We start from the raw sequence: 19,269 nt of genomic DNA on the forward strand, positions 1-19,269 counted from the left end.
CGAGGGGGCTGTTTCACGTGAAACAGCCCCCTCCTTGAACAGCCCCTCGTTTCACGTGAAACACCGTGCGCCCGAACACCGCGCCTCCGACACAACGCGTCCGGACAACAGCGAAGGGCCGCACCCAGAGGGTGCGGCCCTTCAGTGGCTCTGCTGAGCTCTGCCCTTAGGCAGCAACGACCTCGACGCCGAGCTTCGCTGCGACCTCGGGGTGCAGACGGACGGACACCTGGTGTCCGCCCAGCGTCTTGATCGGCGAGCCGAGCTCGACGCGACGCTTGTCGACGTCGGGACCACCGGCAGCCTTGATCGCCGAGGCGATGTCGGCCGGGGTCACGGAGCCGAAGAGACGGCCGGCGTCGCCGGAGCGAACAGCCAGACGGACCTTCACGCCCTCGAGCTTGGCCTTGATCTCGTTGGCCTGCTCGATCGTCGCGATCTCGTGGATCTTGCGGGCGCGGCGGATCTGCGCCACGTCCTTCTCGCCGCCCTTGGTCCAGCGAATGGCGAAGCCACGCGGAACCAGGTAGTTGCGGGCGTACCCGTCCTTGACGTCGACGACGTCGCCGGCGGCACCGAGGCCGGAGACCTCGTGGGTGAGGATGATCTTCATGCTGTTGTCACCCTTCCCTTATCGCGCGGTGGACGTGTAGGGCAGCAGCGCCATCTCACGGCTGTTCTTGACTGCCGTGGCGACGTCACGCTGGTGCTGCGTGCAGTTGCCGGTGACGCGGCGGGCACGGATCTTGCCGCGGTCGGAAATGAACTTCCGCAGCATGTTCGTGTCCTTGTAGTCCACGTACTGGGTCTTGTCCTTGCAGAACGCGCAGACCTTCTTCTTAGGCTTGCGCACAGGCGGCTTCGCCATGGTGTTTCTCCTGTGTGATCAAGAAGTGGGGGTACGAGCAGCCCTAGAAGGGAGGCTCGTCCGAGTAGCCGCCGCCGGAGGAGCCGCCGGAACCGCCGGAGCTTCCGCCCCAGCCGCCTCCGCCGCCCTGCTGTCCCCCGCCCTGGCCGCCGGTCGCCCACGGGTCGTCGGCGGGTGCACCGCCGCCGCCCTGCTGGCCGCCGCCACCGGGACCGCCGCCCCAGTTGCCGCCGCCCTGCTGGCCACCGCCGTATCCACCCTGGCCACCCTGGCCACCGCGACCGGTGGTCTTGGTGACCTTGGCCGTGGCGTTCTTGAGGCTGGGGCCGACTTCCTCGACGTCCAGCTCGTAGACCGTGCGCTTGACGCCCTCACGGTCCTCGTAGGACCGCTGCTTCAGCCGGCCCTGCACGACGACGCGCATGCCTCGCTGGAGCGATTCCGCGACGTTCTCCGCCGCCTGACGCCAGACCGAGCAGGTGAGGAACAGGCCTTCGCCGTCCTTCCACTCATTGGTCTGCCGGTCGAAGATGCGGGGAGTGGACGCGACACGGAACTTCGCGACCGCCGCACCGGACGGGGTGAAGCGCAGCTCGGGGTCGTCGACGAGATTGCCGACGACCGTGATGACGGTCTCGCCTGCCATGGGTGAACCTCTCGGCGGGGATTGCTTCTGGCTGCTTGCTGCTACTCGGACCCGAAAACCGCTGAGCTAGATGCTCAGTGGACTTCGGGACGGAGGACCTTGGTCCGGAGGACCGACTCGTTCAGGTTCATCTGGCGGTCGAGCTCCTTGACGACCGCAGGCTCGGCCTGCAGGTCGATGACCGAGTAGATGCCCTCGGGCTTCTTCTTGATCTCGTAGGCGAGCCGACGACGGCCCCAGGTGTCGACCTTCTCCACCTTTCCGTTGCCCTCACGGACGACGGAGAGGAAGTTCTCGATCAGCGGGGAGACTGCTCGCTCCTCGAGATCGGGGTCGAGGATGACCATCACCTCGTAGTGACGCATGTGGAACCCACCTCCTTTGGACTCAGCGGCCACGGTCGTTCCGTGGCAGGAGGGTCGTGATGCGTGATGCAACGGCGTCCCCGAGGAGAACACCCGGCACGGACAATCCGCTCCCGAACGATCCCGTGGAGGAGGTTCGGGGAGAGGCTCGCCGTGCTGGCCTGGGCAGACACCGGTGCAGACCGTACAGACTACCCGTAGACCGGCTTCCGGTTGAAATCAGGAGCTCAGAGGGCACAATCGAGACAGATGCGGTGTGAGAGGCGCTACACCCGCCGCAGCGGCAGAGGCGTCGGATCCACCCGCCCCACCTGTCCGGCCAGGAGGTACTCCATGGCACAGACCATCCGCCCCGCCACCGGTTCGCTCTTCGCGACGGACGGCAAGCCGCACCCGCTCCAGGACACCCTGCTCGCCGTGACTCTCGTGCTGGGCGCCCTCGCCTTCGTGACGGCGATGTTCCACCACCTCCACCTGATCAGCTCGTGGGCCGGGCTGGTCGGCATCCTGACCGGTGGATACGGGATGTACGTCTCCAGGACCACCGGCGAACGGTTCGGCCTGATCATCGGGCTCGGCGCGTCCGCCGTCGGCTTCTTCCTCGGCATGGCCCACGGCGGCCTCTTCGGCGGCGTGATCACCTGACCGGAGCACCGGCCGGAACGCGGACCGGTGCGGGTGCCCGGGCGCCCGCACCGGTCCGCGTCACGTTCCGTCCCCCCGGGGCCAGGCCGGGCGCCCCTCGGTCACAGTAGGCTTCGGCGCGAGAGCCGGAGCCCCTGACCGATGGGGACACACCTGCCGAGGAGCGCCCCGCATGAGCCTGACCCTGAGGACCATCAGCCGAGAGCAGCATCTGGCGTACATCCAGAGCCTGCCTTCGGCCAGTCACTGCCAGGTCCCGGCGTGGGCTGACGTGAAGACCGAATGGCGCTCGGAGAACCTGGGCTGGTTCGACCGGGACGGCCAGATCGTCGGCGCGGGCCTCGTCCTGTACCGCCAGCTGCCCAAGATCAAGCGCTACCTGGCGTACCTCCCCGAGGGCCCGGTCATCAACTGGTACGCGCCGAACCTGGACGACTGGCTCCAGCCGATGCTCGCCCACCTCAAGCAGCAGGGCGCCTTCTCCGTGAAGATGGGCCCGCCGGTGGTCATCCGCCGCTGGGACTCCGCGGCCATCAAGTCCGGCATCCAGGACCCGGACGTGAAGCGCCTGCGCGACGTCGAGGCCACGCACATCGAGCCGCGCGCCTTCGAGGTCGCGGACCGGCTGCGGAAGATGGGCTGGCAGCAGGGCGAGGACGGCGGCGCCGGATTCGGTGACGTACAGCCCCGCTACGTCTTCCAGGTGCCGCTGGCCAACCGCTCCCTGGAGGACGTCCTCAAGGGCTTCAACCAGCTGTGGCGCCGCAACATCAAGAAGGCCGACAAGGCCGGCGTCGAGGTCGTCCAGGGCGGCTACGAGGACCTGGCCGAGTGGCAGCGGCTGTACGAGATCACCGCCGTGCGCGACCACTTCCGGCCGCGCCCGCTCTCGTACTTCCAGCGGATGTGGACCGTCCTCAACTCCGAGGACCCCAACCGGATGCGGCTCTACTTCGCCCGGCACAACGGCGTGAACCTCTCCGCGGCCACGATGCTCGTCGTCGGCGGACACGTCTGGTACTCCTACGGCGCCTCCGACAACATCGGGCGCGAGGTCCGGCCGTCGAACGCGATGCAGTGGCGCATGCTGCGCGACAGCTACGCGATGGGCGCGACCGTCTACGACCTGCGTGGCATCAGCGACTCGCTGGACGAGACCGACCACCTCTTCGGCCTGATCCAGTTCAAGGTCGGCACCGGCGGTGAGGCCGTCGAGTACGTCGGCGAGTGGGACTTCCCGCTCAACAAGCTGCTCCACAAGGCGCTCGACATCTATATGTCCCGCCGCTGACCGGCTTCAATACCTCTCGCGGCACCACCCGTTCGTTCCCTGATTCACCGCAGCCACCAGAAAGGTTCCGGGCCGGCCATGGCGCTCTCCCTCTACGTCGACACCGCGCGCTGGCGGGCGCACCAGAAGTCCGTGATCGACCAGTTCCCCGGTCTCGTACCCGTCTGCAAGGGCAACGGCTACGGCTTCGGCCATGAGCGCCTCGCCGACGAGACGATCCGCTTCGGGTCCGACACCCTCGCCGTCGGGACGACCTACGAGGCGGCCCGGATCAAGGACTGGTTCAGCGGCGATCTGCTCGTCCTGACCCCGTTCCGGCGCGGTGAGGAGCCCGTACCGCTGCCGGACCGCGTCATCCGGTCCGTCTCCTCCGTCGACGGGGTGCACGCCCTGGTGGGCGCCCGGGTCGTCATCGAGTGCATGAGCTCGATGAAGCGCCACGGCGTCAAGGAGGAGGAGCTGGGGCTGCTGCACGCGGCGATCGAGGACGTACGGCTCGAAGGCTTCGCGCTGCACCTGCCGCTGGACCGCACCGACGGCTCCGACGCCGTCGAGGAGGTCATCGGCTGGATGGACCGGCTGCGCGCGGCCCGGCTGCCGCTGCACACCATGTTCGTCAGCCATCTGCGCGCCGAGGAGCTGGCCCGGCTCCAGCAGCAGTTCCCGCAGACCCGCTTCCGCGCCCGGATCGGCACCCGGCTCTGGCTCGGCGACCACGAGGCCACCGAGTACAGGGGGGCCGTCCTGGACGTCACCCCCGTCGTCAAGGGCGACCGGTTCGGCTACCGCCAGCAGAAGGCCGCCTCCGACGGCTGGCTGGTCGTCGTGGCCGGCGGTACGTCCCACGGGGTCGGCCTGGAGGCGCCCAAGGCGCTGCACGGCGTGATGCCGAGGGCCAAGGGCGTCGCCCGCGCGGGCCTGGCCACGGTCAACCGCAACCTCTCACCGTTCGTCTGGGCGGGCAAGCAGCGGTGGTTCGCCGAGCCGCCGCACATGCAGGTGTCGATCCTGTTCGTCCCCTCGGACGCCCAGGAGCCGCGGGTCGGCGACGAACTGGTCGCGCATCTGCGCCACACGACCACCCAGTACGACCGGCTCGTCGACCGCTGAGCCACCCGTTCCGGGATCCCGCTCAGCCGTTCCGGGTGGGCGTCGCGCCCCACTCCACCCGAGGCCCTTCCATCCGAGCCGCGTGCCCGGACGAACGGGCCTCGGGCGCGAGTACGAACGTGTCCGGTGCCCCGTCGAGCACCCCGCCCGACGGGTCGTCCGACCCGTCCCCGCGCACCGGGTCCTTCTCCGGCAGCAGGATGTCCCGGACGACCAGCGCGCACAGGTACAGCGTGCCCAGCAGATGCAGCGCGATCGCGACTTGGTAGCCCTCCTGCGGCAGCCCCTGGTGCTTGTCCCCGCCGCTGGTGTAGGCGAGGTAGAACCAGATCCCCAGGAAGTACATGACCTCGCAGGCCTGCCAGATGAGGAAGTCGCGCCAGCGCGGCCGCGCCAGGACGGCCAGCGGAATCAGCCAGAGCACGTACTGCGGTGAGTAGACCTTGTTCGTCAGGATGAACGCGGCCACCACCAGGAACGCCAGCTGGGCGAAGCGCGGCCTGCGCGCCGCGGAGAGCGCCAGACCGGCGATGCCCGCGCAGAAGACGACCATGAGGACGACCGAGGCGGTGTTGACCGTCTCCACGTCGATGGGCTTGCCGGTGCGCTGCGTGATGATCAGCCAGAACGAACCGAAGTCGATCGGCCGCTCCTGGCTGAACGTGTAGAACTTCCGCCACCCCTCGGGGGCGAAGATCATCACCGGCAGGTTCACCACCAGCCAGGCCGTGCCCGCGCCCAGCAAGGCCGTCCCGAACTCGCGCCACCGGCCCGCGCGCCAGCAGAGCACCAAGAGCGGGCCGAGCAGGAGGACGGGGTAGAGCTTGGCGGCCGTGGCCAGGCCGATGAGGATCCCGAAGGCGAGCACCCGGCCCCGGGACCACATGAGCATCGCCGCGGCCGTCAGGGCGACGGCCAGCAGGTCCCAGTTGATGGTCGCGGTGAGGGCGAACGCGGGCGCCAGCGCGACCAGCAGACCGTCCCAGGGGCGACGCCGGTGCGTGCGGACGGTGCACACGGCGATGACGACCGCGCAGATCATCAGCATGCCCGCGTTGACCATCCAGTACATCTGCTCGCGCTGCTGGAGGGGGTCGCTGTCGGGCGTCAGCGTCAGCCAGGCCGCCACCTGCATGAACACCCCGGTCAGCACGGGGTACTCCAGGTACTGCATGTCGCCGCTCAGCCGGTCGAAGTACGGCACGAGGCCGTCGGCGAACCCGCGTCCCAGGAAGAGGTGCGGAATGTCCGAGTAGCAGGCGTGCGTGTACTGCGAGGTGGCGCCGCGGAACCAGGCCCACTCGTAGCAGGGGATCTTCTGCACCATGCCGAGGGCGAACATCCCGATCATCACCAGCGCGACGACGCGCACGGGCGTGAGCGGACCGTCGCCCAGCCGCGCCCAGCGCCCCACCCGGCCACCGAACAGCTCGCTGCCGGCCGCCGCGACCTCGTCCTGATCGGTGGGCCGCACGACGGGCGGTTCCTGGTGCACGCTCGTGTCTTCTGCGCTGGGGCTTGGCATGCCGCACATCCTGCCGTACGGGGCTGTGTCCGGGGCAAGGGCCGCTCGGGGGACACGGGACGGGCACGCGGGGGCCGTGTGCCGCCGGGAACGCGGCGAGGGCCGCCGTACCGGGTGGGTACGGCGGCCCTCGCCGCTGTGCCGAACCGCCCCGTGAGGGTCACGGCCGACGGTCCGGCTATCCGGAGTTGCCCCAGATCGAGCCGGTTCCGCCGCCGGGGTTGCCGTTGGCTCCCTGGGATCCGCCGTTCTCTCCACCGTCGGTCGTTCCGGAGTTGTCGCCGCCGCCGTCGGCTCCACCGCTGTCGCCGCCGCCGTCCGCGCCGCCGTTCTGGCCGCCGCCGTCCGCCCCCGCGTTCGCCCCGCCGTTGGCCGCCTGGCAGTTCGGGTCGAAGATGCTGCACGTCCTGGTGGGCGTCGGGGTCGGGCTCGGGGTGGTCTGGGTGGGCGTCGGGGTCGGGCTCGGCTCCTCGGAGGGCGTCTCCGAGGGCGTGGGGCTGGGCGTCGGGCTGGGGCTGACCGCGCCGCCGCCCCACACGATGTCGCCCGGATCCTGCGGCTCGGGGAAGGCGATGGCCTTCTTGCCCTTCATCGCCACGGTCATGTAGTCGTGCCAGATGGAGGCCGGGAACGAGTTTCCGTGGATCTTCGCCTCGCCACCCGTGCCGAACATCTTCTCGAACTCGCGCGTCTTGTTCGTCTCGTCGTCGTCGAACCGGAACATGCTGATGGCGGTCGAGATCTGCGGGGTGTACCCGACGAACCAGGCGGACCGGTTGCCGTCCGTCGTACCGGTCTTGCCCGCGGCCTCACGGCCCTCCAGACGGGCGGGCTGGCCCGTCCCGTTCTCCACGACGTTCTTCAGCACGTCCGTGACATTGTCGGCGATCATCGGGCTGAAGGCGCGCTTGGACCTCTTCTTGTGCTGGAAGACGACCACGCCTCCCTGCTTCACCTCGGTCACCGAGTAGGTGTTGTTCTGCTGACCACTCGTGGCGAAGGTGGCGTAGGCCCCCGCCATGCGGATGGCGCTGGGCGACGAGGTACCGATGGAGAACGAGGGAACGGTCGCGTCCGCCATGAACTCGTCGTCCTTCAGACCGGCGGCGACGGCGACGGCCTTGACCTTGTCCGTACCGACATCCATGCCGAGCTGCACGAACGGGGAGTTGGCAGACTTCTCCATGGCCGTCCGCAGGTCGATCTCACCGTAGTCGTAGTTGCCGTCGTTGGTCTGGCGCCATTCCTCGTCGTCCTGGTTCAGCCAGATCTTGCCCGTGTAGTCCTTGATCCGCAGGCCGTCGTCGCCGTTGTAGACGCTCTTCGGCGAGATCTGGGTGCGCTGGGACTCGCTCTGCTCCCTGGGGCCGGCAGGGTCCCTCACCCCGTACTGCATGGCCGCCGTCAGCACGAAGGGCTTCCACGTCGAACCGACCTGGGCGCCGGTGGCGTCGGCGTTGTTCGTGAAGTGCGTGGTGGCGTCCTGACCGCCGTACGTGGCGATGATGGCGCCGGTCTTCGCGTCCACGGACGCCCCGCCGAACTCGACGTGCGTGTCCGTCTTGGGGCGCTCCTTGGGCCGGATCTTGGCCTTGTAGACCTTCTTCACCGCGGCTTCGAGCTGTTCCACCCGCTTCTTCTGGAAGGTGGTGTGGATCTCGAAGCCGCCCAGCTCGAGAGCCTTGGCGTCGATGCCCTTGTCGTTGTTGGCGAGGAAGTACTGCTTGGCGAGCTCCACCAGGTAGCCGGTCTGGCCGCCCAGCTTGGCGTCCTTCTTCGGCGGCAGCGGGTCCGGGAACTTGGTGTACTTGGCGCGCTCCGCCGCCGTCATCCGCTTGTCCTTGACCTGCTCGTCAAGGATCCACGCCCAGCGCTCCTTGGCACGCTTGGTGTTCTTCACCTTGGTCGCGTTGACCTTGTCGATGTCGGGGGCGCCCGCGGGGTCGTAGTAGCTCGCGCCCTTGAGCAGGGTGGCCAGGAAGGCGCACTCGCTCGCGTCCAGCTCGTCGGCGTCCTTGTTGTAGTAGGTGCGGGCGGCTGCCTGTAGACCGGAGGCCCCACGTCCGTAGTAGGAGACGTTGAGGTAGCCCGCCATCACGTCTTCCTTCGACTCCTCACCGGCGACCTTGAGCGTGATGAAGAGTTCCTGGAACTTCCGCTTGAGGGTCTGGTCCTGGGAGAGCATCGAGTTCTTCACGTACTGCTGGGTGATGGTCGACCCGCCCTGGGTCTCACCGCCCGTGGCCATGTTGAACACCGCGCGGCCGATGCCCATCGGGTCGATACCGCGGTCCGTCTCGAAACTCTTGTTCTCGGCGGAGATCACGGCGTTGCGCATCGCCTCCGGAATCTGCTCGTACTTGAGGATCTGGCGGTTGACCGCACCACCGGTCGCGACCATCTGGGTACCGTCGGCCCAGTAGTAGACGTTGTTCTGGGCCTTGGCCGTTTCGTTGATGTTCGGCTTGCTCACCACGGCGTACGAGATGCCCGCCACGCCCATCAGTGCGCCGAGGAACGCCAGGCAGAGCCCCGAGACCAGCTTCCACGAGGGCACCCAGCGACGGAACCCGTACTTGCCGTAGCGCGGGTAGTCGATCATCCGCTTCTTGCCGGGGCCACCGTTGTCGCGCCCACGGCCTCCGGGGCCGTCGCCACCGCGTCGGCGGCCGCCGCGCTGTGCCGCGCGGCGGGCCTCGGCGCGACTGCCGTACTGGCGCTCCTCGCCGTACGACTCGGACGGCGATTCGGAAGGTGATACGGAAGTGGCTCTGCGTGACGGAGCCGCTCGGCGTCCGCTCGACTGCTGGGCGGCTCGTCTGGCCGCGGCACGCCCGCCACCCTGTGGCTGCGGCGATTTGCGACGGTGCTCGCTCATGGAACGACTACTCCTCGGGCAGGCGAGAGCGCCTGGAAGCGGCAGTTGAGATCCGGTCCCCCCGAATTACGGACAAGCCACTGCGGAAGGCTCATCCGCAGTACATCCGGCAGTCCGCGATGACTGACGCGCGTCAGCGCTCCGCGGTTCCCGGTGGTCTGCATGCCGCACAGACTACGCACGGTCAAAACCCGCCTAGGGCCGAACTTCACCCCAAACAACGCAAGTCGAACCCTGGGAATTGTCGATGTGACACCGCTCACGAAGGTCACCCTTGTCGAACACGACCGACCGATCTATCGTGCTGATGTATCGAGTCGATACATCAGCACGGCATAAGTACGCCGGTGATTCCGGTGGACCGTGCCGACCGAAGCAGCGGGAGAAGGAGGAGGCACCGGTGAGCCGACGCTCCGGCATCCTCGAGTTCGCCGTTCTCGGCCTGCTCCGCGAATCGCCGATGCACGGCTATGAGCTGCGTAAACGCCTCAACACCTCGCTGGGGATCTTCCGTGCGTTCAGTTACGGGACCCTCTACCCCTGCCTCAAGACGCTGGTCGCCAGCGGCTGGTTGATCGAGGAGCCCGCCGGTGACTCGGCGGACACCGCGCCGGTCACCGGACGCTCGGCCGCTTCCTCGTCCTCGCTGACCGGACGCCGGGCGAAGATCGTCTACCGGCTGACGGCAGAAGGTAAGGAGCACTTCGAGGAGCTGCTGTCGCACACCGGTCCGGACGCCTGGGAGGACGAGCACTTCGCAGCGCGCTTCGCCTTCTTCGGCCAGACCGAACGCGATGTGCGGATGCGGGTTCTCGAAGGCCGGCGCAGCCGGCTGGAGGAGCGCCTGGAGAAGATGCGCGCCTCTCTCGCCCGCACCCGTGAACGACTCGACGACTACACACTTGAGCTACAGCGGCACGGCATGGAGTCCGTGGAGCGCGAAGTGCGCTGGCTGAACGAGCTCATCGAGAGCGAGCGGTCGGGACGGGATCGGCGACGATCCTCGCCCGAGGGCTCTGCTCAGCAGGACACACCTGGAGAGACGGGCGGCCTGCCCCGGCACCGGGACAACACCCCGCCGGATCCGTCCGACGACACCGCCAAGTGAAGTCATCGCACTCCGCGGCGACTTCATCGGAAACACCGATTACACAGGGAGCAACCGGAATGGGTTCGGTTCGCGTAGCCATCGTAGGCGTGGGTAACTGCGCCGCCTCGCTGGTGCAGGGCGTCGAGTACTACAAGGACGCCGATCCGGCCGGCAAGGTGCCCGGTCTGATGCACGTCCAGTTCGGCGATTACCACGTCAGCGACGTCGAGTTCGTCGCCGCCTTCGACGTCGACGCGAAGAAGGTCGGCCTCGACCTCGCGGACGCCATCGGCGCCAGCGAGAACAACACCATCAAGATCGCGGACGTGCCGAACACGGGCGTGACCGTCCAGCGCGGCCACACCCACGACGGTCTGGGCAAGTACTACCGCGAGACGATCGAGGAGTCCACGGACGCCCCGGTCGACGTCGTCCAGGTCCTCAAGGACAAGCAGGTCGACGTTCTCGTCTGCTACCTGCCCGTCGGTTCCGAGGTCGCCGCGAAGTTCTACGCGCAGTGCGCCATCGACGCCAAGGTCGCGTTCGTCAACGCCCTCCCGGTCTTCATCGCCGGCACCAAGGAGTGGGCGGACAAGTTCACCGAGGCCGGTGTCCCGATCGTCGGCGACGACATCAAGTCCCAGGTGGGCGCCACCATCACGCACCGCGTGATGGCGAAGCTCTTCGAGGACCGCGGTGTCATCCTGGACCGCACCATGCAGCTGAACGTCGGCGGCAACATGGACTTCAAGAACATGCTCGAGCGTGAGCGCCTGGAGTCCAAGAAGATCTCGAAGACGCAGGCCGTCACCTCGCAGATCCGTGACCGCGAGCTCGGCGACGGCAACGTCCACATCGGTCCCTCGGACTACGTGGCCTGGCTGGACGACCGCAAGTGGGCGTACGTGCGCCTCGAGGGCCGCGCGTTCGGCGACGTTCCGCTGAACCTGGAGTACAAGCTCGAGGTGTGGGACTCCCCGAACTCGGCCGGTGTCATCATCGACGCCGTCCGCGCCGCGAAGATCGCCAAGGACCGCGGCATCGGCGGCCCCATCCTCTCCGCGAGCAGCTACTTCATGAAGTCGCCGCCGGTCCAGTACTTCGACGACGAGGCCCGCGAGAACGTCGAGAAGTTCATCAAGGGCGAGACGGAGCGCTGAACCAGCCCTCTCGGCTGACAGCTCCACCGAAGCGCCGGCAGCGTTCGCCGAAGCGCTGACCGCCTCACCGGGAGTACTGAGCTAAGACGCTCATCTCTTCCTGCCGCACGTCGGGGGTCCCCGGGCAATCCGCCCGCGGACCCCCGACGTGTGTGACGCTTGCTCCCATGTCTGTCGCGCGTGATCTGCGCACCCTGCTGCGCCTGCGGAACTTCCGCCGCCTGCTCACCGTGCGGCTCCTGTCCCAGTCCGCCGACGGCGTCTACCAGGTCGCCCTCGCCACATACGTCGTCTTCTCCCCGGAGAAGCAGACGTCGGCCGCCGCCATCGCCTCCGCCATGGCCGTGCTCCTCCTGCCCTACTCCTTGATCGGGCCCTTCGCGGGGGTGCTGCTGGACCGCTGGCCCCGACGCCAGGTCTTCCTCTACGGGAACCTCCTGCGGGCCGCCCTGGCCTGCTCCACGGCCCTGCTGATTCTCGCCTCGGTGCCCGACTGGCTCTTCTACGCCTCGGCCCTCTGCGTCACCGCCGTCAACCGCTTCGTGCTGGCCGGTCTCTCCGCCGCCCTGCCCCGGGTCGTCGACACCGACCGCCTCGTCGTCGCGAATTCCCTCTCCCCGACCGCCGGCACCCTGGCGGCCACCGCGGGAGGCGGCCTCGCCTTCGTCGTACGGCTGCTGGCCGACGATTCCGACGCGGCGGTCGTCCTGCTGGGCGCGATGCTCTATCTGCTCTCCGCGCTGGCCTCTCTGAGCCTCCCCCGCACCCTGCTGGGGCCGGATCTCGACGAGAGCCCGATGCGGCTGCGGGCCGCTCTCGCCGTCACCGCCCGGGGGCTCGTCGCCGGGCTGCGCCATCTGGCGCAGCGGAGCCATGCGGCCAAGGCCCTGGCCGCCATGACCGTGATCCGCTTCTGCTACGGCGCGCTCACCGTGATGGTGCTCATGCTGTGCCGTTACGCCTGGTCCGACACCGAGTCCGACGGGCTGGCCCTGCTCGGCCTGGCGGTCGCGGTCTCCGGTGCGGGGTTCTTCGTCGCCGCCGTTCTCACCCCGTGGGCGGTGAGCCGGCTCGGCCGGTACGGGTGGATCGTGGGCTGTGCCGGGGCGGCAGCGATCCTGGTGCCTACCCTGGGCCTCTCCTTCGCTCCCGCCCCGATGCTGATCGCCGCGTTCGTGCTCGGCGTCGTGACGCAGGGCTCGAAGATCGCGACCGACACCGTCGTACAGACCTCGGTCGACGATTCCTTCCGCGGCCGGGTCTTCTCGCTCTACGACGTGCTCTTCAACGTCGCGTTCGTGAGCGCTGCGGGGGTGGCGGCGTTGATGCTCCCGCCGGACGGCAGATCGGTCACCGTCGTGGCGGTCGTTTCGGTGCTGTACGCGGTGGTCGCGGTGACGATGTTCCGCTGGCGACGTACCGATGCCCGGCAGTAGCCGGTCAGGGATGTGCTGAGGGGCGTTGTTTCACGTGAAACAACGCCCCTCAGCACATCCAGTCGGCGATACGTCCAGCGGCGATGTTTCACGTGAAACATCGCCCTCCCGGGCTCAGTCCTGCCGCGCCCACCACTCCTTGAGCGCCGCCACCGCGGCGTCCCGTTCCATGGGCCCGTGCTCCAGGCGCTGCTCCAGCAGGAAGCCGTACGCCTTGCCGATCACCGGTCCGGGTCCGACCCCGAGGATCTGCATGATCTCGTTGCCGTCCAGATCGGGGCGGATCGAGTCCAGCTCCTCCTGCTCCTGGAGCAGAGCGATGCGTTCCTCCAGCCCGTCGTAGGTACGGGAGAGCGCGTTGGCCTTCCGCTTGTTCCGGGTCGTGCAGTCCGACCGGGTCAGCTTGTGGAGCCTTTCCAGCAGCGGCCCGGCGTCGCGCACATACCGGCGCACCGCGGAGTCGGTCCACTCGCCGTCGCCGTACCCGTGGAAGCGCAGGTGCAGCTCCACCAGCCGCGACACGTCCTTGACCAGCTCGTTGGAGTATTTGAGCTCGGTCATGCGCTTCTTCGTCATCTTCGCGCCCACCACCTCGTGGTGGTGGAAGGAGACCCGGCCGTCCTTCTCGAAGCGGCGGGTCCGCGGCTTCCCGATGTCATGGAGCAGCGCGGCCAGCCGCAGGACGAGGTCGGGACCGTCCTCCTCCAGATCGATGGCCTGCTCCAGGACGGTCAGCGAGTGCTCGTAGACGTCCTTGTGGCGGTGATGCTCGTCACTCTCCAGGCGCAGCGCCGGAAGCTCCGGCAGCACATGAGCGGCCAGCCCGGTGTCGACCAGAAGCCCCAGGCCCTTGCGCGGGTGCTGGGAGAGCAGCAGCTTGTTGAGTTCGTCGCGGACCCGCTCCGCGGAGACGATGTCGATCCGCGCGGCCATCTCCGTCATGGCGGTGACGACCTCGGGGGCGACCTCGAAGTCGAGCTGCGCGGCGAAGCGCGCCGCACGCAGCATGCGCAGCGGGTCGTCGGAGAAGGACGCCTCGGGCGTGCCCGGGGTGCGCAGCACCCGGTCGGCGAGGTCCTTCAGCCCTCCGTACGGATCGACGAACTCCTTCTCCGGCAGCGCCACGGCCATCGCGTTGACCGTGAAGTCGCGGCGCACGAGGTCGTCCTCGATGGAGTCGCCGTAGGAGACCTCCGGCTTGCGCGAGGTCCGGTCGTAGGCCTCGGACCGGTAGGTCGTGACCTCGATCTGGTAGCCGTCCTTCTGGGAGCCGACGGTGCCGAAGGCGATCCCGACCTCCCACACCGAGTCGGCCCAGGGGCGGACGATCTTGAGTACGTCCTCGGGGCGGGCATCGGTGGTGAAGTCCAGGTCGTTCCCGAGCCGGCCCAGCAGAGCGTCACGGACCGATCCGCCGACCAGCGCGAGACCGAATCCGGCCTCCTGGAATCGGCGGGCGAGGTCGTCGGCGACCGGGGACACCCGCAGCAGCTCACTCACCGCGCGGTGCTGCACCTGGCTCAGTGCACTGGCGTTCTCTTCGTTGGCGTTCGGCACAACAGAAAAGGGTACGTGCACGGGCCGGTCGCGACGTCATCGTTTACGTCGTCCCTGCGGGATGCCCGCGATCATGTGCGACGGACCCCAGCACTTGGGCCCGCCGCATCTCGTTACCATGCGGGGACGCAGAACCGCACGATCGACAGCAGCTGACGACGACAAGGGACGGACAGGCGCGTGGCCGAGGCGGCAGACATCCAGGGGACTCGTCCCTCTCCTGCCCGCCGGTGGCTCCGGCGCACGGCCTCGGCAGTGCTCGGAGCGCCGCTGCTGGCCGGTCTCCTGGCCGTTCCCGCCGCCGGTGCCGCCCCGGCCGCCGAACCCGCCAAGGCCCCCACGGGCTCCCGCACGGTCGATGTGTCCCTGAACACGCTCACCCCGAGCGTTCCCTCGGAGGACGACACCCTGACCGTCTCCGGAACGGTCACCAACAGGGGCAAGGAGACGATCAGCAGCGCCGAGGTCGACCTCCGGGTCGGACCGCGGCTCACCGGGCGCGGAGAGGTCGACGACGCCGCGAAGCGCTCCGGGTACGTTCCCGGCGCCGACCCGGTCACCGTCGGGGACAAGTACACGGTGAAGTTCCCCAAGCTCGCCAGGGGCATCAGCCAGGACTTCACGCTCACCGTCCCCGTCGACAAGCTCGGCCTGGACGACCCGGGCGTCTACCAGCTCGGCGTCTCGGTCTCCGGCCGGACCACCACCGCCCCCTACGAGCAGGTACTGGGCATCAAGCGCTCGTTCCTGCCCTGGCAGCCCGAGGAGAGCGACAAGAGGACGAAGCTCACCTTCCTCTGGCCGCTGATCGCGTCTCCCCATGTCACGGCGGAGACCCGCTCGGACGAACAGCAGACCCCCGTGTTCACCGACGACGACCTCGCCGAGGAACTGGCGCCCGGCGGCCGGCTGGAGCAGATGGTGGCCCTGGGCAGCCGCCTCCCGGTGACCTGGGTCATCGACCCGGACCTCCTGGCGAGCGTCGCGGCGATGGCCGGGAAGTACGAGGTCCAGTCGGGCGACACGACCGTCCCGGGCAAGAACCAGGCCGCCGCCAGGCAGTGGCTCACCGCTCTGGAGAAGGTCGTCGAGGACGGCAAGGTGATCGCGCTGCCGTTCGCCGACCCCGATCTGGCCTCCATCGCGCACCGCGGCAAATCCGTCTCCGGAACGCTCAGCCATCTACAGAACGCCTCCACGGTGGCCGCGACCACGGTGGAGACCATCCTCCACGTGAAACCGTCCACCGACTTCGCCTGGCCCGTGAACGGCGCCGTGGACTCCTCCATCGTCGATGTGGCGACGTCGGCGGGCGCCCACAACGTGATCGCCCGCAGCGACAGCTTCCAGGAGACCGCGGCGCTTCCCTACACGCCGACCGCGGCGCGGCCGATCGGCGGCGGAACCACCGCGGTCGTCGCGGACGCCCGGCTGTCGACCCTGTTCGACGGCGACATGTCGAGGGCGGGCGCCTCCACCCTCGCCGTCCAGAGGTTCCTCGCCCAGACCCTCGCGCTGACCGAGCAGGCGCCGGACAACGAGCGCAGCATCGTCGTGGCCCCGCCGCGCATGCCCACCGCCGCGCAGGCCCAGACGATGGCCCGCGCCCTGGAGGGGCTGTCCGGCGACCGGTGGACGCAGCCTCTCGACCTCGTCGCCGCCGCCGAGGTGAAGCCCGACCCGAGCGCGACCACCAAGGTCCCCCCGGCCTCCGCGTACCCGAAGAAGCTCCGCGCCCGGGAACTGCCCACCCAGGCGTTCCAGGACATCCGCACCACCCAGGGCTCCCTCGACAGCTTCGAGACGATCCTGACCCAGCCCGAGCGCGTGGTGACGCCCTTCGGCAACGCCGTCAACCGCTCGATGTCGACGGCGTGGCGCGGGCGGTCCCTGGAGGCGCAGCAGTACCGGGACGCGGTCCGCGACTACCTCCAGAGCCTCACCTCCGAGGTGCAGCTCATCGAGAAGTCCGACGTCACCCTCTCCGGGCGCAGCGCGACCATCCCGGTCACCGTGCAGAACAAGCTGGTGCAGGGCGTGGACCGGCTGGTTCTCCAGCTGACCTCGGACAACATCCGGCTCAAGTTCAACGACGACGGGTCCACGGCCAGACTGCCGGTCAGCATCGCGGGCGGGCACAGCCAGTCCGTGAAGTTCGACTTCGACACGGCGACCAGCGCCAACGGCCGTGCCCAGGTGACCGCCCGGCTGTTCACCGAGGACGGCACGCCGTACGGCAAGGAGATGACCTTCACCGTGAAGGTCTCCGAGGTGACGCCCACCGTTCTGCTCGTGATCGCCGGCGGACTGTTGCTGCTGGTGCTGGCCGGCATCAGGATGTACAGCCACCGCAAGCGCGCCGTGGCGAGCGACACGGCGGACGGCGACGGCGGTGGCCCCGAGCAGCCGAGTGACCCGGCTCCGGACACCGGACCGGAAAGCGGGGCCCCGTCGGGAACGGGTGAGAAAGTGGACCGTTGAGCGATGTCTGTCGTGGCCGGTCGGCCGGGGACGATGAGGTAGGGGTTTCGATGAACGCGCCGTACGACGGTGACCGCGGGCAGGGCGCGGGCGGAGCAGCGTCTCCGGGCGGGCCTCCGGTTCCTCCGGGCGCGGGCCAGGACGGCACCGTGCCGCCGGACCCGTACCTCCAGCACGCCTACGACGACGATCCCTACCGGGCGCAGGACCTGACCGCCCAGGACCCGGTGGGTGAGGCGCTCTACGACCGCGCCGCCCACCCGCCGCCGCCTCCCGGCACCTACCAGGAGCCGGCGCCGCTCTACCAGCAGCCGCCGCCCGCTCCGCACGCCCCGGACCCGCGCATCTGGGCCCAGACCCCGCCCCCCGAGCCGGCGGGGCCCTCCCGGCACCTGCCGTACGGGGACCGCCCGGCGACCACACAGTTCGTCGGCGTCGACGACCTCGTGACCCAGGCCTCGGACGACCGGCAGGAGCCGGACGCCTTCGCCCATCTCTTCCGGGACCAGGAGGGATCGGGGAAGCCGCCGGTACCGCCCCAGCCCGAACCGGCTCCCGCGCCCGCGCCCGCGCCCGCCAAGGGCGGCGGCAAAGTCTCCGGACTCCTCAAGTCCAGCGCGGTCATGGCCGCCGGCACCCTGGTCTCCCGGCTCACCGGATTCGTCCGGTCCCTGGTGATCACCGCCGCGCTCGGCGCCGCGATGCTCGGCGACAGCTTCACCATCGCCTACACCCTGCCGACGATGATCTACATCCTCACCGTCGGCGGCGGTCTCAACTCGGTCTTCGTCCCGCAGCTCGTCCGTGCCATGAAGGACGACGAGGACGGCGGCGAGGCCTTCGCCAACCGGCTCCTGACGCTGGTGATGGTCGCGCTCGGTCTGATCGTCGCCGCCGCGGTCCTCGTCGCACCGGTCCTGATCAAGCTGATGTCCAGCACGATCGCCGACGACGTGGCCGCCAACAGCGTCGCCGTCACCTTCGCCCGGTACTGCCTGCCCACCATCTTCTTCATGGGTGTGCACGTGGTGATGGGTCAGATCCTCAACGCCCGCGGCAAGTTCGGCGCGATGATGTGGACCCCGGTCCTCAACAACATCGTCATGATCATCACGTTCGGGCTGTTCATCTGGGTCTACGGCACCTCCGCCGAATCGCGGATGGGCGTCGACACCATCCCGCCGGAGGGCGTCCGCCTGCTCGGCATCGGCACCCTGCTCGGACTCGTCGTCCAGTCCCTGGCGATGATCCCCTACCTGCGCGAGACGGGCTTCCGTTTCCGCCCCCGCTTCGACTGGAAGGGCCACGGCCTCGGCAAGACCGTCAAGCTGGCCAAGTGGACCGTGCTCTTCGTCCTGGCCAACCAGGCGGGCGTCCTGGTCGTCACCCAGCTCGCCACGGCGGCGGGCAAGCTCTCGGGCAAGGACGGCACCGGCTTCCTGGCCTACTCCAACGCCCAGCTGATCTGGGGCATGCCGCAGGCCATCATCACCGTCTCCGTCATGGCCGCCCTGCTGCCCCGCATCTCCCGGGCCGCCCACGACAACGACCCCGGCGCGGTCCGCGACGACATCTCGCAGGGACTGCGCAACTCGGCCGTCGCCATCGTGCCGGTGGCCTTCACCTTCCTCGCGCTCGGCCTGCCGATGTGCACCCTGCTGTACGCCTCCAGCGGCACCGAGGCCTCCCGCTCCATGGGCTTCATCCTCATGGCCTTCGCGCTCGGCCTGATCCCGTACTCCGTGCAGTACGTCGTGCTGCGCGGGTTCTACGCCTACGAGGACACCCGAACCCCCTTCTACAACACGGTCATCGTGGCCGCCGTGAACGCCGCGGCCTCCGCTCTCTGCTACGTCGTCCTGCCCGCCCGCTGGGCGGTCGTCGGCATGGCCTTCTCCTACGGTCTGGCCTACGCGGTCGGTGTCGGCGTCGCCTGGCGCCGGCTGCGCAACCGGCTGGGCGGCGACCTGGACGGCGCGCACATCGTGCGGACCTACGCCCGCCTCTGCATGGCCGCGGTGCCCGCCGCGCTGGTCGGCGGCGCCGTCGGATTCGGGATCCTGGAACTGGTCGGCACCGGCGCCGCCGGCTCCCTGGCCGCACTGATCTGCGGTGGCGTCCTCCTCCTGGGCATTTTCTTCGTCGCGGCGAAGAAGATGCGCATCGAGGAGGTCAACGGCCTGGTCGGCATGGTCCGTGGACGGCTCGGACGCTGAA

Annotated in this window: 15 protein-coding genes; 8 read left to right on the forward strand and 7 right to left on the reverse strand. The window is 68.9% G+C overall.

Annotated features, from left to right (window positions below; all coding sequences use genetic code 11):
* Positions 1-166: 166 nt before the first annotated feature.
* The 4 genes from rplI to rpsF all read right to left on the reverse strand — a co-directional run bounded on the left by rplI (position 167) and on the right by rpsF (position 1,879).
* Positions 167-613 carry a 50S ribosomal protein L9 gene (gene rplI / locus A3Q37_RS11735; protein ID WP_030576021.1) on the reverse strand — a complete coding sequence of 149 codons (447 nt, stop codon included), beginning with the start codon at positions 611-613 and terminating at the stop codon, positions 167-169.
* An 18-nt stretch (positions 614-631) separates the two neighbouring features.
* Positions 632-868, reverse strand: a complete 237-nt coding sequence (gene rpsR, locus A3Q37_RS11740) for a 30S ribosomal protein S18 (protein WP_003967857.1) — start codon at positions 866-868, stop codon at positions 632-634.
* Between the two features lie 43 nt (positions 869-911).
* Positions 912-1,514 carry a single-stranded DNA-binding protein gene (locus A3Q37_RS11745; RefSeq protein ID WP_065482077.1) on the reverse strand — a complete coding sequence of 201 codons (603 nt, stop codon included), beginning with the start codon at positions 1,512-1,514 and terminating at the stop codon, positions 912-914.
* A 74-nt stretch (positions 1,515-1,588) separates the two neighbouring features.
* Positions 1,589-1,879, reverse strand: coding sequence for a 30S ribosomal protein S6 (rpsF, locus tag A3Q37_RS11750; RefSeq protein WP_006126011.1), 291 nt, complete (start codon positions 1,877-1,879; stop codon positions 1,589-1,591).
* 333 nt (positions 1,880-2,212) lie between these two features.
* Between rpsF and A3Q37_RS11755 the strand changes: the two genes are divergently transcribed.
* The 3 genes from A3Q37_RS11755 (at position 2,213) to A3Q37_RS11765 (ending at position 4,925) form a co-directional block, all read left to right on the forward strand.
* Complete coding sequence (locus A3Q37_RS11755) at positions 2,213-2,524, forward strand: hypothetical protein (RefSeq protein ID WP_006126010.1); 312 nt, start codon at positions 2,213-2,215, stop codon at positions 2,522-2,524.
* A gap of 172 nt (positions 2,525-2,696) precedes the next feature.
* Positions 2,697-3,815, forward strand: a complete 1,119-nt coding sequence (locus A3Q37_RS11760) for a peptidoglycan bridge formation glycyltransferase FemA/FemB family protein (protein WP_006126009.1) — start codon at positions 2,697-2,699, stop codon at positions 3,813-3,815.
* Positions 3,816-3,893: 78 nt separating this feature from the next.
* Complete coding sequence (locus tag A3Q37_RS11765; RefSeq protein ID WP_065482078.1) at positions 3,894-4,925, forward strand: alanine racemase; 1,032 nt, start codon at positions 3,894-3,896, stop codon at positions 4,923-4,925.
* 22 nt (positions 4,926-4,947) lie between these two features.
* Here the strand turns inward: A3Q37_RS11765 and A3Q37_RS11770 are convergent, their stop codons facing one another.
* Together A3Q37_RS11770 and A3Q37_RS11775 are read right to left on the reverse strand one after the other, a co-directional pair.
* Positions 4,948-6,459, reverse strand: a complete 1,512-nt coding sequence (locus A3Q37_RS11770) for a glycosyltransferase family 87 protein (RefSeq protein ID WP_176711402.1) — start codon at positions 6,457-6,459, stop codon at positions 4,948-4,950.
* Positions 6,460-6,628: 169 nt separating this feature from the next.
* Positions 6,629-9,052, reverse strand: a complete 2,424-nt coding sequence (locus A3Q37_RS11775; RefSeq protein WP_065482082.1) for a transglycosylase domain-containing protein — start codon at positions 9,050-9,052, stop codon at positions 6,629-6,631.
* A 676-nt stretch (positions 9,053-9,728) separates the two neighbouring features.
* Here A3Q37_RS11775 and A3Q37_RS11780 point away from each other — a divergent pair.
* The 3 genes from A3Q37_RS11780 (at position 9,729) to A3Q37_RS11790 (ending at position 13,014) form a co-directional block, all read left to right on the forward strand.
* The gene (locus A3Q37_RS11780; RefSeq protein WP_065482083.1) at positions 9,729-10,436 is read left to right on the forward strand and encodes a PadR family transcriptional regulator; all 708 of its coding nucleotides are present in this window, start codon (positions 9,729-9,731) and stop codon (positions 10,434-10,436) included.
* Between the two features lie 59 nt (positions 10,437-10,495).
* Positions 10,496-11,578, forward strand: a complete 1,083-nt coding sequence (locus A3Q37_RS11785) for an inositol-3-phosphate synthase (protein WP_065482086.1) — start codon at positions 10,496-10,498, stop codon at positions 11,576-11,578.
* Between the two features lie 167 nt (positions 11,579-11,745).
* A complete protein-coding gene (locus A3Q37_RS11790; RefSeq protein ID WP_065482089.1) occupies positions 11,746-13,014 on the forward strand; it encodes an MFS transporter in 1,269 nt (422 codons plus the stop codon).
* A gap of 114 nt (positions 13,015-13,128) precedes the next feature.
* On the opposite strand, the gene A3Q37_RS11795 is transcribed toward A3Q37_RS11790, so the two are convergent.
* The gene (locus A3Q37_RS11795; protein ID WP_065482092.1) at positions 13,129-14,571 is read right to left on the reverse strand and encodes a CCA tRNA nucleotidyltransferase; all 1,443 of its coding nucleotides are present in this window, start codon (positions 14,569-14,571) and stop codon (positions 13,129-13,131) included.
* Positions 14,572-14,751: 180 nt separating this feature from the next.
* Between A3Q37_RS11795 and A3Q37_RS11800 the strand changes: the two genes are divergently transcribed.
* Together A3Q37_RS11800 and murJ are read left to right on the forward strand one after the other, a co-directional pair.
* Positions 14,752-17,052 carry a DUF6049 family protein gene (locus A3Q37_RS11800; RefSeq protein ID WP_065482095.1) on the forward strand — a complete coding sequence of 767 codons (2,301 nt, stop codon included), beginning with the start codon at positions 14,752-14,754 and terminating at the stop codon, positions 17,050-17,052.
* A 50-nt stretch (positions 17,053-17,102) separates the two neighbouring features.
* Positions 17,103-19,268, forward strand: coding sequence for a murein biosynthesis integral membrane protein MurJ (murJ, locus tag A3Q37_RS11805; protein ID WP_065482102.1), 2,166 nt, complete (start codon positions 17,103-17,105; stop codon positions 19,266-19,268).
* Position 19,269: the final 1 nt, after the last annotated feature.

This window comes from Streptomyces sp. PTY087I2 (assembly GCF_001687325.1).
In the GTDB taxonomy this organism is placed as follows: domain Bacteria; phylum Actinomycetota; class Actinomycetes; order Streptomycetales; family Streptomycetaceae; genus Streptomyces.

What these genes read in the sequence shown, in the direction of transcription:
- rplI (WP_030576021.1), bottom strand. Translation starts at nt 613, where the DNA reads ATGAAGATCATCCTCACCCACGAGGTCTCCGGCCTCGGTGCCGCCGGC.
- rpsR (WP_003967857.1), bottom strand. Translation starts at nt 868, where the DNA reads ATGGCGAAGCCGCCTGTGCGCAAGCCTAAGAAGAAGGTCTGCGCGTTC.
- A3Q37_RS11745 (WP_065482077.1), bottom strand. Translation starts at nt 1,514, where the DNA reads ATGGCAGGCGAGACCGTCATCACGGTCGTCGGCAATCTCGTCGACGAC.
- rpsF (WP_006126011.1), bottom strand. Translation starts at nt 1,879, where the DNA reads ATGCGTCACTACGAGGTGATGGTCATCCTCGACCCCGATCTCGAGGAG.
- A3Q37_RS11755 (WP_006126010.1), top strand. Translation starts at nt 2,213, where the DNA reads ATGGCACAGACCATCCGCCCCGCCACCGGTTCGCTCTTCGCGACGGAC.
- A3Q37_RS11760 (WP_006126009.1), top strand. Translation starts at nt 2,697, where the DNA reads ATGAGCCTGACCCTGAGGACCATCAGCCGAGAGCAGCATCTGGCGTAC.
- A3Q37_RS11765 (WP_065482078.1), top strand. Translation starts at nt 3,894, where the DNA reads ATGGCGCTCTCCCTCTACGTCGACACCGCGCGCTGGCGGGCGCACCAG.
- A3Q37_RS11770 (WP_176711402.1), bottom strand. Translation starts at nt 6,459, where the DNA reads ATGTGCGGCATGCCAAGCCCCAGCGCAGAAGACACGAGCGTGCACCAG.
- A3Q37_RS11775 (WP_065482082.1), bottom strand. Translation starts at nt 9,052, where the DNA reads ATGATCGACTACCCGCGCTACGGCAAGTACGGGTTCCGTCGCTGGGTG.
- A3Q37_RS11785 (WP_065482086.1), top strand. Translation starts at nt 10,496, where the DNA reads ATGGGTTCGGTTCGCGTAGCCATCGTAGGCGTGGGTAACTGCGCCGCC.
- A3Q37_RS11790 (WP_065482089.1), top strand. Translation starts at nt 11,746, where the DNA reads ATGTCTGTCGCGCGTGATCTGCGCACCCTGCTGCGCCTGCGGAACTTC.
- murJ (WP_065482102.1), top strand. Translation starts at nt 17,103, where the DNA reads ATGAACGCGCCGTACGACGGTGACCGCGGGCAGGGCGCGGGCGGAGCA.